The sequence below is a fragment of the Streptomyces sp. NPDC048671 genome, assembly GCF_055587045.1.
In genome coordinates this window covers 188,627-203,600 of record NZ_JBVJHB010000005.1, presented here as the reverse complement: position 1 = coordinate 203,600, position 14,974 = coordinate 188,627, and the positions used below count along the sequence as shown (strand labels likewise).

Here is a 14,974-nt window from a genome sequence, read left to right as displayed (position 1 = left end):
GACCAGGCACACAGGATCCCCACATAAGTCTTAAGATCTCACCCGTCCGGCGCTCTGGGTGACTCACACCTCAGCGACCGGCGTGCACCCACGGCGCAGCATGCAGACGTGGGGCGGCAGCAATGATCGAGAACAAGAATCAGGGGGCGACATGTCTCTTCGGGATGCTCCGAGATCTTCGATATCCAACGGTGCCCAGGGCATGAAGAACGGAAGGAAGGCGCGCCGGGCCTACGGAGCCCTGGTGGTCGGTCTCATGGCCCTCTCCGTCAGCATCTCAGCGTGCTCCGGTGGGGACCAGGGCACGTCCTCGGCTGCGGCAAGCGCATCGACTGCACCTTCCGTCACAGCCTCGGCCGCCCCTTCGGCCACGGTGTCGACGTCCCCGCCCGCCAGCGCTTCGACGTCCCCGTCCGCGACCCCCTCGAAGAAGCCTGTCGTCATGGAGACGGTGAGCGACTACGCCGGGTGGAACCTCCGGAAGGCCGTGGCAGACGCTCGCGGACACCACGTCACGTCCGTGTCATACGCCGATGCGAGCGAGCTTCGGCGTTCCGTGGTGCACACCTCCAACTGGAAGGTGTGCTCGCAGAGCCCATCCCTCGGTACCGATAGCACGCCCACCAAGCTCGCATTCAGAATCGTGGAGGCAGACGAGTCATGCGCGCACCCGCCGCGCTCCTCGTCCAGCAGTACGTCCAATAGTGGCGGTTCGTCCTCGTCCAGTGGCAGCAGCGGAAGCGGCGGCGCCAGCTCGGGTGGGAGTACGTCGGCGGGCGGCAGCAACGCCACGACGCAGCTGTGCAGCATCCGGTCCAACGCCGGGAACTGCTACCACGCCGGACAGTTCTGCCGGAAGGCCGATGTCGGCGCGACGACGACGGACGCCGCCGGACGAAAGATCGCGTGCGGCTTCGAAGCCGGCGCGAACCGGTGGCACTACTGAGTACGCCTGCAAGGCGCCGGGCACGCACTTCGTCGCGCACCGACGGCCGCTGGTGCGCCGCCGAGTGCCGGGCGGCGGTGATACGGAGCAGCACCGCCTCGTGGTAGCCACCGGCGAAGAACTGGTGCGGACGAGGCTGTCCCTCCACGGCGAATCCCAGCCTGCGACAGAGCGCGAGGGAGGCGTCGTTGATGCGTAGACCTCGACCTCGCACTTGTAGTGGTGCTGCTCGGCGAGCATGTAGGTAGTGCGGCAGCGTTCAACCTGTTCGACCACCGCTCGGTGCCGGGGTTCGGGGGTTCGGCTGCGCGGGGACGGCTTGAGCGCCTGGGCGTTCGCGTCGTTCGCGTCGTTCGCGTTGAAGTCCGCCAGGTCGTCGAACGTGCCGTCCGCGAGGAGGCCCCGCCAGACCGTCGTCTCGCTGATTATCCCGGCGCAGGAGAACAGTTGGCCTGCCAGCCAGCCGCTGTCACTCGATCCGTTGTGTCTCTGGAGCGACAGCGTGACCGCCTCGGGCAATGAGGCATCCAGTTCCGCCTCAACCGCGGCTATGTCCTCTGCGGTGGCCGGGGGCAGCAGGAAGTGGGCGGCGTCGCGCTCGGCGTACCACTCCTCGATCCGTGCCCGGATCGAGGAGACGGTTTCGGGGGCCTGTCCGGACAAGGGAGTTCCTCCTGACGTGGCGTGACGGTTCGGTCGGCCATTCATGGAGCCATGACTCGGGGTGCCATGGGTCGGGGAGCCATGGGTCGGGGAGCCGTGGGTCGGAGCGCGCTGTTTCGCGCAGCTCTGGTTCGCGGCTTCCGGGTCCCCCGCGAGGCGTTCAGTCCAGCGGCGCAGGGGAATCCAGCACCCTCGCGGTGAAGGCGGCCAGCTGGGCGCGCATTCCCTCGCGGGTCGTGCGCTGTTGGCCGACGAGGTGTTCGACCAGGTCGGCGCGGACCGCGGCCAGTAGGGCGTGCGCGGTGAAATCGGCGTCGTCGAGTCCGGGGATCTGCTCCAGTGCGGCCCGGAGCGTGTTGTGCCACAGCTCGTAGTGCTCCGCCTCGTACGGGCTGTCGCGGCCGGTTCCCTCCAGCGCCAATGCCAGGTGGCGGTTGTCGAGCTTGAAGCACAGGACGGCATCGAGGAGAGCGGGGACGCGCTGGAGCGGCGGGGTGGCGGGCCCCAGGGGCGGTGCGCCTTCCTCGGTCGCCTGCCTGATCGGTGCGAGCCGTGCTTCGTACAGCGCGTGGATGAGGCCGGTGCGGTCGCCGAAGCCGCGGAAGAGGGTCGCTTTCCCGACGCCTGCCGCTGTCGCGATGTCGGCCATGGTGACCGCCTCGGGGCTCTCGCAGCGGGCGAAGAGCGTGTCGGCGGCGACGAGGACGGCCTCCCGGTTGCGAGCGGCGTCCACCCGCGGCTTGCGGTCGGTCATCGTTCCTCCGTTTTACAAAGCGGACCACGGGTCCGTATCGTGGAAGCGAAACGGACCGTCGGTCCGTATCGTACGGGACGGAGTCACCCATGAGCGCGAATCCCACACCTGCGGACCTGTACCGCCGCGGCCTGCGGCTGCTGCTGGACAAGGACATCCCCGGCTGGATCGGCCTGTGGGCCGAGCGCGGGACCCTCGAACTCCCCTTCGCACCGGAGGGCTGGCCGAAGCGGTTGGAGGGCAAGGCGGCCGTCGCCGATTACATGCGCGACTACCCCGACCACATCGACCTCCACGACTTCCCCCACGTCGAGATCCACCAGACCCTCGCCCCGGAGACCATCGTGGTCGAGATACGAGGGGTGGGCCGCCTCGTGGACAGCGACAGCCCCTTCGACATGTCGTACATCGCCGTCGTCACCGTCGAGGACGGCCTCATCACCCAATACCGCGACTACTGGAACCCTCTCGCCCTCCAGGACCCCGCCACCCACTTCGCCGGGAGCAACCGATGACGGATTCCGAGAAGTTCACCCTGGTCGTCGGGGCCACCGGCACCACCGGCAGCCGCGTCGCCGCCCGGCTGGTCTCCGCCGGCGTGCGGGTGAAAGCCGCCGGGCGGCGTGCCACTCCTGTGGACGGGGCCCGCCCCGTGCGGTTCGACTGGGACGACCCCTCGTCCTACGTAGGCGCCCTCGACGGAACGGACCGGGTCTACCTCATTCCGCCGCTGGGATCGTCGGACCCGGCAGCCGTCATGCTGCCCTTCCTCCGGCAGGCCCGGACCGCGGGAGTCCGGCGCGCGGTGCTGCTCAGCTCGTCGGCGATTCCCGCCGGCGGTCCCGCCGTGGGGCAGGTGCACCGGGCGCTGCCCGGCCTGTTCCCCGAGTGGGCGGTCCTGCGGCCCTCGTGGTTCATGCAGAACTTCACCGGCGACCACGCCCACGCCCGCACCATCGAAGCGGACGGCACCATCCGCACCGCAACCGGTGAGGGCCGTGTCGGGTTCGTCGACGCCGACGACATCGCCGCCGTCGCCGTACACGCGCTGACCGGGACACCCGCCCCGAACACCGACCTGATCATCACCGGTCCCGAAGCGCTGAGCTACGGCGACATCGCCGCCATCGCCTCCCGGGTCACCGGGAGGACCATCACCCACCACCAACTGACGTACGAGCAGATGCGCGACCGCCTGGCCGCCGACATCCCCGCCGAGTTCGCCGCGATGCTCGCGGGGATGGACCGCACCATCGCAGACGGTGCCGAGGACCGCACCACCGACACGGTCCTGCGCCTCACCGGCCGCCCGGCGCGCGGTTTCCGGGCCTTCGCGGAACGGGAGATGGGCGGGCCGCCCAGCTGACAGCCTGGCTCAGCGGGCAGTCGGAGCGTTGTGGAAGTCGACCATGGTCCGGACGGGGGGAGGCAGCCAGTCGTCGGACTTCTGGCGGATTCGCGTGAGCCGTTCCAGGACCTGCGTGCAGTTCGGGCGCTGGGCGGGATCGTGCTTGAGGCAGCGGGTGATGACATCGACGAGGGTCGATGGCAGCAGTTCCAGGGCCGATTCAAGCGTCTCGCCGTCCGGGAAGGGAACGGCGCCGGCGGCGTGGCACAGCACCATGCCGTAGGCGTAGAGGTCGCTGGCAGGTGTGGGTGCCTGCCCCGCGAGTTGCTCCGGGGCGAGGAAACCCTGCGTGCCGACGACGAAGTTGGTCCGGGTGAGCGAGGTGCTGTCCAGGGCTCGCGCGATACCGAAGTCGATGACGCGGGGACCCGCGGTGGAGACGATGATGTTGCTCGGCTTGAGGTCCCGGTGGATGATGCCGCAGGAGTGGATTCCCTCAAGGGCCTCGGCGATGCCGAGAGCGAGAGAGTTCAGCGTTCTCGGCGGCATCGCGCCGTGCTGCTTGAGAACATCGTGCAGCGACGGGCCGGGAATGTACTCGGTGACCAGCCAGGGGTGCTCGCCTTCCGCGTCCGCGTCGACCACGGCGGCGGTGTGGAAGCCGCCCACACGACGTGCGGCTTCGATCTCGCGGGTGAATCGCTTCCGGAATGTCGGATCGGAGGCGAACTCGGCGTGGATGACTTTGACGGCGACCATGCGCTCGCCCGGGGACCGGCCGAGAAAGACCGTTCCCATTCCTCCCTGGCCCAGCCTCGCCATGAGGTGGTAGCGGCCGATTCGGCGGGGGTCCTTTTCCCGTAACGGCTGGTGGCCGGGAGGCGGAGCCAACGGGTCGGGCAACGGTTGTGCCGTACGAGCCGCCTCCGCCTTGCCTGCGAGGATCGCCGCCACGTCCCGTTCCGTCTCCGCCTTCATCACCGCCTCCGCTCGGGTCGCCTCGGCGCGCAGGATGGCTGCCTTCTTGTCGAAGTCCGCGCGCATCTGCCTCTCCATCGAATCCTGGACGGGTTTGGGCAGCTCGATCGCCTTGAGTTCGAGGCGGTGGACCTGGATGCCCCACTTGCCTGTGGCCTCGCCGAGGACTCTGCGCAGAGAGGCGGAGATCTCCTCGCGGGAGGCGACCGCCTTCACCAGGCTCATGCCGCTGATGACGATGCGGAGAGTCACGACGAGCAGCTGCTCTATGGCCTGGATGTAGCTCGCGACCTCATACGTCGCCGCCCGAACGTCAATGACGCTGTAATAGATGACTGTGTCGATGGTGACGACCAGACTGTCCTGCGTCGTCACCGGCTGCGGCGGGAAGGGCACGACCTGTTCACGACGGTCGATCCGGTTTCGGATGGAGTCGACGAACGGAACGACGATGTGCAGGCCCGGGTCGAGGGTGCGGTGGTACCGGCCGAAACGCTCCAGGACGGCGCTGCTGGACCCCGGAATGAGCTGAACGGCTTTGAACAGGGCTGCGACCACGAGCAGCCCCAGCACGATCGCACTGATAATGACCGCTACCACGGTTGGCTCCTGCCCTCGTGTATCCCCTGCGCCCTGCCGGGCGCTCTCCCGGTCGGAGTCTCCCAGAATCCGCTCCACGAGGGTCAGTAAGTGGGGTAAGTGGCCCACGACTGCTGGCTTGTTGAGCGGAAGGAGCCGGTGCGGCCCCTCATACAGGCCGGTGACGGCTCCACCGGGCGGCCGGCCAGCAAGCGAGCAGGCCCCCGCCGCCCGGTGGACAACGAAGCCGGAAACCCTCAGCTCAGGCCGTTTCCGCAGCCGCAACAGAACCTGGACGCGGCCGGGTTGACGGTGGAGCAGGAGGCGCACGTCTTCTCCTGCCGCAGCGAGGTACCGCACTCGCCGCAGAAGCTCCCGCCGAGCGCCTGTGCCCCGCAGGACGGGCATCGGGGCTGCGCCTGCTGGCCGACGTTGAGGCCCTGCGTGAGGTTCGTGGTCTGGAGTTGGTCCGCGATCTGGCGTCGCCGGGCCTCGGCCTGGAGCTGGGCGATCTCCTCCGTGGCGATGGGGGAGCAGCGGGCGCACTGGCCGACCTGGCCGTTCCAGCAGATCTCTCCGCAGACCCAGTCGCCGCACCCTCGGCACTGGTTGAAGCGGCTGGCTATCTCGTTGACGGCGGTGCGCATCGCCTTGTCCTTGGCGGCGGAGTTCGTACCGCGGTCCAGCAACCGGTCAGCGGCGTTGCTGATGTTGTTGAACGACCCGCCGAAGAGATTGCTCACCCCGCGCACGAGGTTCTGGCCGGTTTCGCGGAGGTCACGCTCGAAGGCGGAGCGGTAGCCGTTGCCGCAGCGCTCGCAGTGGAACTCGAACTGGTAGCCCTGCGTGTTGGAGAGGTCGCGGATGTTGTCGGTGAACGGAACGGCTTCAGACACGTCTTGTTCCCATTTCTACTTCTACTCTCTGTCTCGATCTCGATCAACGGGTCGACCCGGCGTCGGCCCTGCGTCAGCCCGGCATCGGCCCTGCGTCCGCCTCGGCGACGACCCCGGCGTCGTGCCCCGGCGTCGCCCCCGGCGTTGACGTCGTAACGGGCCGCTGGTCAGGAGCCGAGAACCAGTCCCGTGAGCGGTTCGAAGCCGTGCCGGGCGGCGTAGCGGGGACCTTCCATGAGCAGCAGCGTGTTGATCAGCATCCCGCGGCCCATGAATCCGGCGATCTCCGGTTCCGTCGCGCCCGAGGAAGCCAGGAGCTGGTGGATCTCGCCGAACAGGCGTCGCGACTCCTCCCCGATCACCGGCTCGCCGGCGGCCGCGGAGAACGCGTGCGCGAAGACGAGCACGGCGGGCCCCTGTCGCAGGACGAGTTCCCGGTAGGCCGATCCGATGCGGGACGGGTCGAAACCCCCGTCCGCGAGACCGGTACGGAAGGCGCGCAGGACCTTCTCGCCCGAGAACCGGTGGGTCAGTACGAAGAGGTTCCGTTTCGAACGGAACGCCTGCATCACGTAAGGCTGCGACACCCCCATCTCAGCAGCCACTTCGGCCGTCGAGGTCCCGAAGTAACCACGCCTCGCGAACGCGCGCTCCGCTGCCGCGAGGAGCTCGTCCGAGCGTGCCGGCAACCGCGCCGCGTCGCTCACGCCGTCACCCACCCTGCCTCTTACATTGGCTGAAATATTATCAGGCGATAAGTGCGGGGGCATGGCTCGCGAGCCACCGGATGAGACTCCGTGAACCCCTCCCCCGCACCGACCACCGTCGCCCCGGCGGCCACCGCCAACCCTGCCCAACCCTGCCCGCTCTCTTGACGTGCCCCTGACTGGATGGCTTCATGGGAGCGCGCAAATATGGGAGCGCTCCCATGAAGCCATGGAACGTCTGTCGATGCTCAGCTCTTGATCCGTCCACCCTCTGGAGCCGCAGTGAGAACAAGAAGCACGGCTGAGAACCCAGCGCGCAGGACTCCCGTCACCACCCTTCTGACCGTCCTGGCCACCCTCCTCGGGCTGATCGCCCTCGGCGGTCTCGCCCCGGCGCAGGCCGCCACCGCCCCCACGCCCGCCGCCGCCATCGGTCTCCACATCAGCGACGGCCGGCTGCTCGAAGGCAACGGGAACGACTTCGTCATGCGCGGGGTCAACCACGCCCACGCCTGGTACCCGAGCGAGACCCAGTCGCTCGCCGACATCAAGGCGACCGGCGCCAACACCGCGCGCGTCGTCCTCTCCGACGGATACCGCTGGAGCGAGAACAGCCCGGAGGACGTCGCCGCCGTCATCGCCCAGTGCAAGGCCAACCGGCTCATCTGCGTGCTGGAGGTGCACGACACCACCGGTTACGGAGAGGACTCCGCCGCCGGCACGCTCGATCACGCCGCCGACTACTGGATCAGCCTGAAGGACGTCCTCGCCGGCCAGGAGGACTACGTCGTCATCAACATCGGCAACGAGCCCTGGGGTAACACCGATCCGGCCGGCTGGACCGCTCCCACCACCGCCGCGATCCAGAAGCTGCGCGCGGCCGGGTTCGCGCACACGATCATGGTGGACGCGCCCAACTGGGGGCAGGACTGGGAAAACGTCATGCGTGACAACGCACAGGCGATCTACGACGCCGACTCCACCGGCAACCTGATCTTCTCGGTCCACATGTACAGCGTCTACGACACCGCCGCGAAGGTCACCGACTATCTGCACGCCTTCGTGGACGCCGGACTGCCCCTGGTTATCGGTGAGTTCGGCGGTCCCGCCGATCAGTACGGCGATCCGGACGAGGACACCATGATGGCCACCGCCGAGCAGCTCGAGCTCGGCTACATCGCCTGGTCGTGGAGCGGCAACACCGACCCCGTCCTCGACCTGACGATCGGCTTCGACCCCACGCGGCTCAGCCCCTGGGGTGAGCGCATCTTCCACGGCGCCGACGGCATCGCCCAGACCTCCCGCGAGGCCACCGTCTACGGCGGTGCCCCGGAGGGCGACACCGAGGCCCCGACCGCCCCCGGCGCTCCGACCGCCTCCGCCGTGACGGCCACCTCCGCGACCCTCAGCTGGGCCGCCGCCACCGACAATGTCGCCGTCACCGGCTACGACGTCGTCCGCGTCAGCGGTGGCGCGGAGAGCAACGTCGCCTCCACCACCACCAACTACGTCGCCGTGACCGGGCTCAGCGCCGACACCACGTACACCTTCGCCGTCTACGCCCGCGACGCGGCCGGGAACCGTTCGGTGCGCTCGGCCACGGTCGGCGTCACCACGGAGGCGGGCGGCACAACGCCCGGTGCCGGCTGCTCCGTCGGATACCACGTCGTCGGTGAGTGGCCCGACGGCTTCCAGGGCGAGATCACCATCCGCAACACCGGCACCACCGCCATCGACGGCTGGACGCTCGGGTTCTCCTTCGCCAACGGCCAGACCATCACCAACATGTGGGGCGGAACCCCCAGCCAGACCGGCGGTTCGGTGAGCGTCACCCCCGCCTCGTACACCTCCACGATCGCCGCCGACGGATCGGTCACGGTCGGATTCACCGGCAGCCAGAACGGTACGAACACCGCACCGACCGCGTTCACCCTCAGCGGCGCCACCTGCACCGCTGCCTGACGCCGTCGCCCGACGCCGTCGCCCGACGCCGTCGCCTGACGTGGCCGCCTCACGCCGCGTCACAGCGTCACAGCAGCACCGCAGCACCGCAGCACCGCGCCGACCGGCCGGGCCACCGTCCCGTGCCGGTCGGCGTGCGAAACCTGCTGGCCCTCCCTTGGCACTCCTGATCTACTGGCCCTTTACGTCCCGGAGGCCCGTATGTCCTGGTCCGAGCGCACGGTGACGCGGGACGGTGTCCGGCTCGTCTGCCGGGACTGGGGCGGGCCGGGGCAGCCCGTCATCCTGCTGCACGGCCTGGCAGGCCACGCCGGTGAATGGGACACGGTGGCCCGGACCTTGAGCCCCGGACTCCGGATCGTCGCGGTCGATCAGCGCGGCCACGGCGCCGCCGAGCGTCAACCGCAGGACGTCTCCCGCGCTGCCTACGTCTGCGACGTCGTCGCCGTGGCCGACCAGCTCGAACTGCGGCGGCCCGTCCTCATCGGACAGTCCCTGGGCGCCCACACCGCCATGCTCACCGCCGCCGCCCACCCCGAGTACGTACGCGCACTCGTCCTCGTCGAGGCGGGGCCGGGCATCGCCGACCCGAACACCCCGGCCAAGATCGGCAGTTGGCTCGACACCTGGCCGACGCCGTTCGCCTCGCGCGAAGCCGCCGTCCGCTTCTTCGGCGGAGGGCCGCTCGGCGAGGGATGGGCGAGCGGACTGGAGGAACGCGACGACGGCTGGTGGCCGCGGTTCGACCGGGACGTCATGGTCGGCTCACTGGCGGAGAACGCACGCCGTCCCTTCTGGGACGAGTGGGGCGCCGTCACCTGCCCGACCCTGCTCGCCCTGGGCCAGTCCGGCTTCGTCCCGCCGCAGGAGTTCGACGAGATGTTGCGCCGGCGCCCCGCCACCGCGGCCGTCAGCTTCCCCGGGACCGGCCACGATCTGCACCTGGAACGGCCCGACGCGCTGTGCGCCGTGATCTCCGGGTTCCTGGACCCGGTGATCGACCGCGCTCACTGAGGAACCGTGCCGCACCAGGTCTCCGCCCAGGCGGAGGCACCGTACTTATTGGCCGCGCGCACCGAGACGCAGATCTCGTCGTCGGAGTACGGGCCCTTGATCGTGTAGTTGGTGCCGCTCGTGGAGTAGATGGTGTCAACGTTCTTCTTTGTGAAGATGCTGCCCTTGTTGGTGTAGTGGACGTCGTAGCGAGTCGCTCGGGAGACCGGTGTCCAGCTCACGTTGAGCGGCATGTCGCACGCCCCGACACAGGAGTTGGTGTAGAGGAGCTTGTAGCCCTTCATGGCCGGCGGCGGGGAGCCGGTGGACGAGCCGCCCGAGTCGGACGAGCCTCCACCGCCGCTGCCCGAGGAGCCCGTGGACGAGCCGCTGGAGCCGGATGAGCCACCTGTCTTCGAGCCCGAAGAGCCCGACGAACCCGAGGAGCCCGACGAGCCGGACGAGCCCGAGGACGAGCTGCCGGAGCCGGATGAGCCACCTGCTTTGGAGCCCGGGGCGTCCACGGAATCGGACGCCGCGTCGCCGGAACCGGCTGTAGCCCCGCCGGACTTCTCCTGCTTCTCGCCACCCTGCTCCGTGGCTCCGCTCTTGCCGCCCCCGCCACCCTTACCGTCCTTGCCCTTCCCTTCCCCGGATGGTGAACCGCCCGGCCTGCCGGGCGAGCTGCTGCCGCCGGAGGTGGGGCTCACGCTGCTGCCGGGCGTCTGGACGTGCACCCCGTCGCTGCTGTCGGTCCAGGGCTGGAGGACGGCCACCGTGCCTCCCCCGGCGGCGAGAAAGACGAAGACGGGCACCGCGACGATGGTCCGGCGCCGGCGGGGGCGTTTGCCGGGTCGCGCCTTCGTCTCGGGGCCCGCGTCGGCCGTCGGGACGACAGCGCCCGGCTCGGCCGCCTGGACCACGGCGCTCGGCTCGGCCGCCCGGACCACGGCGCTCGGCTCGGCCTGCGGGCGCAGGCCTACGGTCGCCCGGTCCGCAGGCTCCTCACGCAGGGGCTGCACCTCGGCGTCGAGCAGCCTGGCGGTCTGCCGGGCGATGTGCGTGAGTACGTCCGGCGGCAACCATGCCCGTCCGGCCGCCATCGGTCCGACCCGGCCGGGGTCCGCCAACAGTTCGTCCACACTGGGTCGTTGCTCGACATCCTTGGTCAGACACCGCGCGATGAGCGACCGGAGGGCGGGATTCCCGACCGCCTCCAGATCCGGTTCCTCCTGCACGATCCGGTACATGACGGCGTGCTGGTTGGTGGCCCCCTGCCCGAACGGCAGCCTCCCCGTCGCCGCGTACGTGAGTACGCACCCGACGGTGAACACATCGCTCTTGGGCACGGCGCCGTCCCCGCGCAACTGCTCCGGCGCCATGAAACCGGGCGACCCGATGATCATTCCCGTACTGGTCAGCAGCGCCTCGACGGAGGTCTCCATGGCCCGCGCGATCCCGAAGTCGATGACCTTGGTCCCGTCCACGGTCAGCATGACGTTCGAGGGCTTCAGGTCGCGGTGCACGATCCCCGCGTCATGGATGTCCTTCAGGGCGCGCAGCAGCCCGTCCGCGAGGGTGTGCAGCGACGAAGCGGGGAGCGGCCCGTGCCGACGTACGACTTGCTCCAGCGAGAGGCCCGGCACGTACCCGGTCGCCACCCACGGCGGGTCCTCGTCGGGCCCGGAGTCCAGCACCGGCGCGGTGTACCGCTCGGAAACCCGCCCCGCCGCCTCGATCTCCCGCCGGAACCGTGCCCTGAACCGCTCGTCGGACACATGCTCCTCGTGGACCACCTTCATGGCGACGGTGCGCCCGCTGTCCGACCGCGCGAGGAACACCCGCCCCATGCCCCCGGCGCCGAGCCGGCCGAGCAGCAGGTACGGCCCGATGCGCGCCGGGTCGAAGGCGGTGAGCGGTTTGAGGCCCCCGTCGACGTAGTCTTCCGGCCCGCTGCGGCCGTCCCCGTCCCCGTCCCCGTTCGCACCGCTCATGCTGATAAGCCTCCCCGAACTCATATCAGCTGACTGCCAGTTGGCCGCCAGTTCAATGCCGTCGAGAATAGGGGCATTGAGGTTCCGGCGAAGTCGAGGACGTGGGAAGGCGGCCGGACGGTTCTGTCAGTCGGTGACGGAGAGGGTGATGGTCGTGGTGGCGCACTCGTACGTCAGGAACAGCGCCCCGCTGTCCAGGACCTTGTGATCCGTGAGCGTCCAGCTCAACGGGTTGAACGTGGCCTTGTCGGAGAAGAGCGGGATGCCCGCGCCGAGGGTCACCGGGCTCAGCTTGACGATCAGCGTGTCGATCTCGGAGTACAGCGCGCCCGCCAGCTCCCCGCCGCCAACCAGCCAGATGTCCTTGCCCTCCTCCTGCTTCAGCTCCCTGACCCGCGCCACCGGGTCGCCGGACACGATCTCCACCCCGGTGTCCGGGCTCTCGCCCAGCGTCCGGGAGAACACGATGTGCCGCAGATGCGGGTAGGCGTCCGCCACGCCGACCCTGAGGCCGATCTCGTAGGACCTGCGCCCTTCGAGGACGGTGTCGAAGTGCGTGCCCCGCGCCGAGACGGACAGCGCGGTACGGGCGGGGCCGGGCAGGGTCTCCGGGTACTCGGCTATCAGGTGCCCGATGTAGTCCTCCGGGACCGGCCAGAATCCGTCCGGTCCGCTGGGGTCGGCGCCGTCCGGACCGGCTATGAAGCCGTCCAGGGTGGAGGCGATGAAGTACACGAGCTTGCGCACGGAGGGCCTTTCGTCCACGGCGGCCGCCACGGGGCGGGCGGTGCTCGGCCGCCAGGATCAAACAGACGCGGCCGGCGCGCAACGGGAATCCCGGCTTCCACGCGCCCTCCTCCCCTCCCCCTGCGGCCCGCCGACCCGTCACGGCCGGCGTACCCGCCCTCCTGCGGTCCGGAGGGCGGGTACGGCACGGAACGCCGTCAGCAGTGCGGGAGACCGGGCGCCGGGTCCACGTTGGTGAAGACGCGGGACGCGGGGATGTAGCCGTAGTTCCCGCTGTCGTCGCCGTTGGTGTAGTACCAGAGGTCGTTGCCGCCGCTGTGCTTCTCGCCGTGCACGTAGCACTTGAACCAGCTGTACGTGGTGCGCAGGGTGTCGACCTGGAAGACGCGGGTCCCACAGCTGGGTGACGGCTCGTAACAGGAGTGGTTCAGCAGTGCGGTCGGGGCGTAGTTGCCGCAGTTCATGCCCGAACTGCCCCCGGAGCAGCTGTCGGCATGGGCCGCCGGGGCTCCGAGGACGAGTGTGCCGGCGATCAGTGCGGAGCCTGCGGCGAGTCGGCTGAGGTTCTTGAGCGTGGGCATGGTGTCCCCCGTTTACTCGGGTCGGTCAGTGATTGCGTCAACCCTGAAGCCGTGGCCGCGCCCCCGGTCCGTATTTCGACGAGCCCGCAATAAGAGAGACGACTTCCGGGCGACGGCAGACCGCCCCCAGCCATGCCCAGCCCAACCGAGCCGAGCCGAGCCGAGCCCTACAGTCTGCGCGCTGCGATCTTCTCCCCGTGGGATCCACGGACGACGAGGTTCTGGGCCTTCCCGTCCCCGTCGTCGCCGTCCCACCACTCGGCGAACTCGGCCGACATCTCCTCGGCGTCGAACCTGTCGGCAGCGCGGGGCCGGTAGTCCGTCGTCAGCTCGACGTCGAAGTCGAGGCCGGGCGTCCCCAGTTCCACGACGGTGATCGCGCTGACGTGTGTCGAGAGCGCGCGATCGTCCTCGTCCCCGAGCCATTCCAGGAATTCGGGAAGGAGGCCCTTCTCCTGCGTCCTCACGGTCACCCGGCCGTCAGGCGGGTCCTCGGCGAGCTCGCTCACCCCGTCCAGGCATCCCCCGACCCAGGCCCCTCGGTCCGCCTCTGCCAACTGCCCCGCGTCGAGGGCCCGTCGCGTACAGCCGCCCCATACGACTTCGGCGATCGACGCCCCCTTGCCGCTCGACTCCCGCACGGCCCGGCCCTTCTCGTACCCGGCCTCGTAGGCGTCCCGTGCCGTCTGCTTCTCGTTCCTGACCGGGGCCGGCTCCGTGCACGACGACACGGTCGCGGCCGCGAGCACGCAGCAGGACAGGGCGAGACACCACAGGCGATGCGATGAACGCACAGTTCCCAGTCCTCTCCCAGGCTTCTTCCGGTCTTCTACCGGTCTTCTACCGTCCCTCTCCCGTCCCTCTCCCGTCCCTGATACAGATGGCGGGGAGAGCGGATCGGTGCCAGAGCGGCGCCGCCGTCTCTTGCGAATCTCGACGGGAACCGGGGTGTTTCCCGCCCGGCCGGGGCAACGGCCGCGCAGAGTAGCGCGTATGACGACACCCGCAGAGCTGCTCCGCTCCTTCGCCCGCACCCGCGCCTCGCTCGACGGCGAGGAGGTCACGTACTGGTGGTCCGGAGACGTGTACGCCTGGTCCCCCGACGAGCCCTACCAGCGCGTCTTCGGCTTCGAAGGACTCAACGTCGCCCGCCTGGTCCAGGATGCCGAGGCCGGACCGGACGCCTACCAACTGCTCACCCGCGAGGCCGCCTTCTACCTGGACCCCACGAGCCGCGAGATCCTGGAGACCTGGCAGGACCTGCCGGTGGTGCACGTCTGGAACGACCCGGCGAACCAGAAGTGGCGCCCCTTCCCGATCCCGACGACCGAGCTCGGCGGCCAGGTCTGCTTCAGCCTGGAGATCCCGCTCGCCTACCCCTCGCCGCTGCCGGTGGCCCAGTACCCCGTCCACTCGGCCGGTGACACGTACAAGGCCCTGGAGCTCTTCCAGTTCTTCGCCGACCGCGCCGACCTGGCCGGCCCGGCGCCCAGCGTCCCGGCCACCATGTCGTGGACCCGGATGTCCCCGTGGCTCCCGTGGATGGCCCGCGGCCAGCGGCCCGGCGGCCTCACCTTCCACTGCCGGGGCCGCAAGCTCGGCTCGTACGGCGAGGTCCCCGAGCGGACCCGTGCCTACATCCGCGACCACCACCCGGAGTTCGCCCAGGCCCCGGAGAAGTGGAGCGAGCCGAACGAAACCAGCTGGACGTACTTCCGCAAGCTCAACCCGCCCGCGTAGCACCCGGGCTCCTGGATGAATGAGACCAAGAGGTGTCGTTACGGTCAGTGATCGTAGGCCGTGAGTGATCGCTTGACGGGCTGTCC

Annotated in this window: 13 protein-coding genes and 2 pseudogenes; 5 read left to right on the top strand and 10 right to left on the bottom strand. The window is 69.5% G+C overall.

Going from position 1 to position 14,974, the window contains the following annotated elements; all coding sequences use genetic code 11:
* Positions 1-658: 658 nt before the first annotated feature.
* Both ACZ6S6_RS12025 and ACZ6S6_RS12020 read right to left on the bottom strand, forming a co-directional pair.
* A complete protein-coding gene (locus ACZ6S6_RS12025; protein ID WP_469705235.1) occupies positions 659-1,609 on the bottom strand; it encodes an SMI1/KNR4 family protein in 951 nt (316 codons plus the stop codon).
* 160 nt (positions 1,610-1,769) lie between these two features.
* Entirely contained in the window at positions 1,770-2,363 is a 594-nt protein-coding gene (locus ACZ6S6_RS12020) for a TetR/AcrR family transcriptional regulator (RefSeq protein ID WP_469705233.1), read from the bottom strand.
* An 89-nt stretch (positions 2,364-2,452) separates the two neighbouring features.
* Here ACZ6S6_RS12020 and ACZ6S6_RS12015 point away from each other — a divergent pair, with 89 nt between their 5' ends.
* Positions 2,453-2,878 carry a nuclear transport factor 2 family protein gene (locus ACZ6S6_RS12015; RefSeq protein ID WP_469705231.1) on the top strand — a complete coding sequence of 142 codons (426 nt, stop codon included), beginning with the start codon at positions 2,453-2,455 and terminating at the stop codon, positions 2,876-2,878.
* Positions 2,875-3,729: an NmrA family NAD(P)-binding protein gene (locus tag ACZ6S6_RS12010; RefSeq protein ID WP_469705229.1), complete on the top strand. Its 855-nt coding sequence runs from the start codon at positions 2,875-2,877 to the stop codon at positions 3,727-3,729. The genes ACZ6S6_RS12015 and ACZ6S6_RS12010 overlap by 4 nt, the downstream gene beginning before the upstream one ends.
* A gap of 9 nt (positions 3,730-3,738) precedes the next feature.
* On the opposite strand, the pseudogene ACZ6S6_RS12005 reads toward ACZ6S6_RS12010, so the two are convergent.
* From ACZ6S6_RS12005 to ACZ6S6_RS11990, 4 genes and pseudogenes are all read right to left on the bottom strand, one after another.
* Positions 3,739-4,482, bottom strand: a pseudogene (locus ACZ6S6_RS12005) (serine/threonine-protein kinase); the annotation flags it as partial.
* 147 nt (positions 4,483-4,629) lie between these two features.
* Positions 4,630-5,289 (bottom strand): annotated as a pseudogene (locus ACZ6S6_RS12000) (SPFH domain-containing protein); the annotation flags it as partial.
* A gap of 236 nt (positions 5,290-5,525) precedes the next feature.
* On the bottom strand, positions 5,526-6,164 hold the full coding sequence (locus ACZ6S6_RS11995; RefSeq protein ID WP_362957831.1) for a zinc ribbon domain-containing protein: 639 nt from the start codon (positions 6,162-6,164) through the stop codon (positions 5,526-5,528).
* Positions 6,165-6,331: 167 nt separating this feature from the next.
* On the bottom strand, positions 6,332-6,871 hold the full coding sequence (locus tag ACZ6S6_RS11990) for a TetR/AcrR family transcriptional regulator (protein ID WP_362957833.1): 540 nt from the start codon (positions 6,869-6,871) through the stop codon (positions 6,332-6,334).
* 282 nt (positions 6,872-7,153) lie between these two features.
* Here ACZ6S6_RS11990 and ACZ6S6_RS11985 point away from each other — a divergent pair, with 282 nt between their 5' ends.
* Complete coding sequence (locus ACZ6S6_RS11985; RefSeq protein WP_469705226.1) at positions 7,154-8,833, top strand: cellulase family glycosylhydrolase; 1,680 nt, start codon at positions 7,154-7,156, stop codon at positions 8,831-8,833.
* Positions 8,834-9,034: 201 nt separating this feature from the next.
* Complete coding sequence (locus ACZ6S6_RS11980) at positions 9,035-9,847, top strand: alpha/beta fold hydrolase (protein ID WP_469705224.1); 813 nt, start codon at positions 9,035-9,037, stop codon at positions 9,845-9,847.
* Here ACZ6S6_RS11980 and ACZ6S6_RS11975 read toward each other — a convergent pair.
* The 4 genes from ACZ6S6_RS11975 to ACZ6S6_RS11960 all read right to left on the bottom strand — a co-directional run bounded on the left by ACZ6S6_RS11975 (position 9,841) and on the right by ACZ6S6_RS11960 (position 13,942).
* Positions 9,841-11,820 (bottom strand): protein kinase domain-containing protein, encoded by a 1,980-nt coding sequence (locus ACZ6S6_RS11975; RefSeq protein WP_469705222.1) that lies wholly within the window; start codon positions 11,818-11,820, stop codon positions 9,841-9,843. The two genes, ACZ6S6_RS11980 and ACZ6S6_RS11975, sit on opposite strands and share 7 nt — an antisense overlap.
* 126 nt (positions 11,821-11,946) lie before the next feature.
* The gene (locus tag ACZ6S6_RS11970; RefSeq protein WP_469705220.1) at positions 11,947-12,567 is read right to left on the bottom strand and encodes a dihydrofolate reductase family protein; all 621 of its coding nucleotides are present in this window, start codon (positions 12,565-12,567) and stop codon (positions 11,947-11,949) included.
* A gap of 197 nt (positions 12,568-12,764) precedes the next feature.
* The gene (locus ACZ6S6_RS11965) at positions 12,765-13,148 is read right to left on the bottom strand and encodes a hypothetical protein (protein ID WP_469705217.1); all 384 of its coding nucleotides are present in this window, start codon (positions 13,146-13,148) and stop codon (positions 12,765-12,767) included.
* Positions 13,149-13,315: 167 nt separating this feature from the next.
* Positions 13,316-13,942: a hypothetical protein gene (locus ACZ6S6_RS11960; protein ID WP_469705215.1), complete on the bottom strand. Its 627-nt coding sequence runs from the start codon at positions 13,940-13,942 to the stop codon at positions 13,316-13,318.
* Between the two features lie 199 nt (positions 13,943-14,141).
* Between ACZ6S6_RS11960 and ACZ6S6_RS11955 the strand changes: the two genes are divergently transcribed.
* Positions 14,142-14,888, top strand: coding sequence for a DUF1838 family protein (locus tag ACZ6S6_RS11955; protein WP_469705213.1), 747 nt, complete (start codon positions 14,142-14,144; stop codon positions 14,886-14,888).
* Positions 14,889-14,974 lie beyond the last annotated feature (86 nt).

What these genes read in the sequence shown, in the direction of transcription:
- ACZ6S6_RS12020 (WP_469705233.1), bottom strand. Translation starts at nt 2,363, where the DNA reads ATGACCGACCGCAAGCCGCGGGTGGACGCCGCTCGCAACCGGGAGGCC.
- ACZ6S6_RS12015 (WP_469705231.1), top strand. Translation starts at nt 2,453, where the DNA reads ATGAGCGCGAATCCCACACCTGCGGACCTGTACCGCCGCGGCCTGCGG.
- ACZ6S6_RS12010 (WP_469705229.1), top strand. Translation starts at nt 2,875, where the DNA reads ATGACGGATTCCGAGAAGTTCACCCTGGTCGTCGGGGCCACCGGCACC.
- ACZ6S6_RS11980 (WP_469705224.1), top strand. Translation starts at nt 9,035, where the DNA reads ATGTCCTGGTCCGAGCGCACGGTGACGCGGGACGGTGTCCGGCTCGTC.
- ACZ6S6_RS11975 (WP_469705222.1), bottom strand. Translation starts at nt 11,820, where the DNA reads ATGAGCGGTGCGAACGGGGACGGGGACGGGGACGGCCGCAGCGGGCCG.
- ACZ6S6_RS11965 (WP_469705217.1), bottom strand. Translation starts at nt 13,148, where the DNA reads ATGCCCACGCTCAAGAACCTCAGCCGACTCGCCGCAGGCTCCGCACTG.
- ACZ6S6_RS11955 (WP_469705213.1), top strand. Translation starts at nt 14,142, where the DNA reads ATGACGACACCCGCAGAGCTGCTCCGCTCCTTCGCCCGCACCCGCGCC.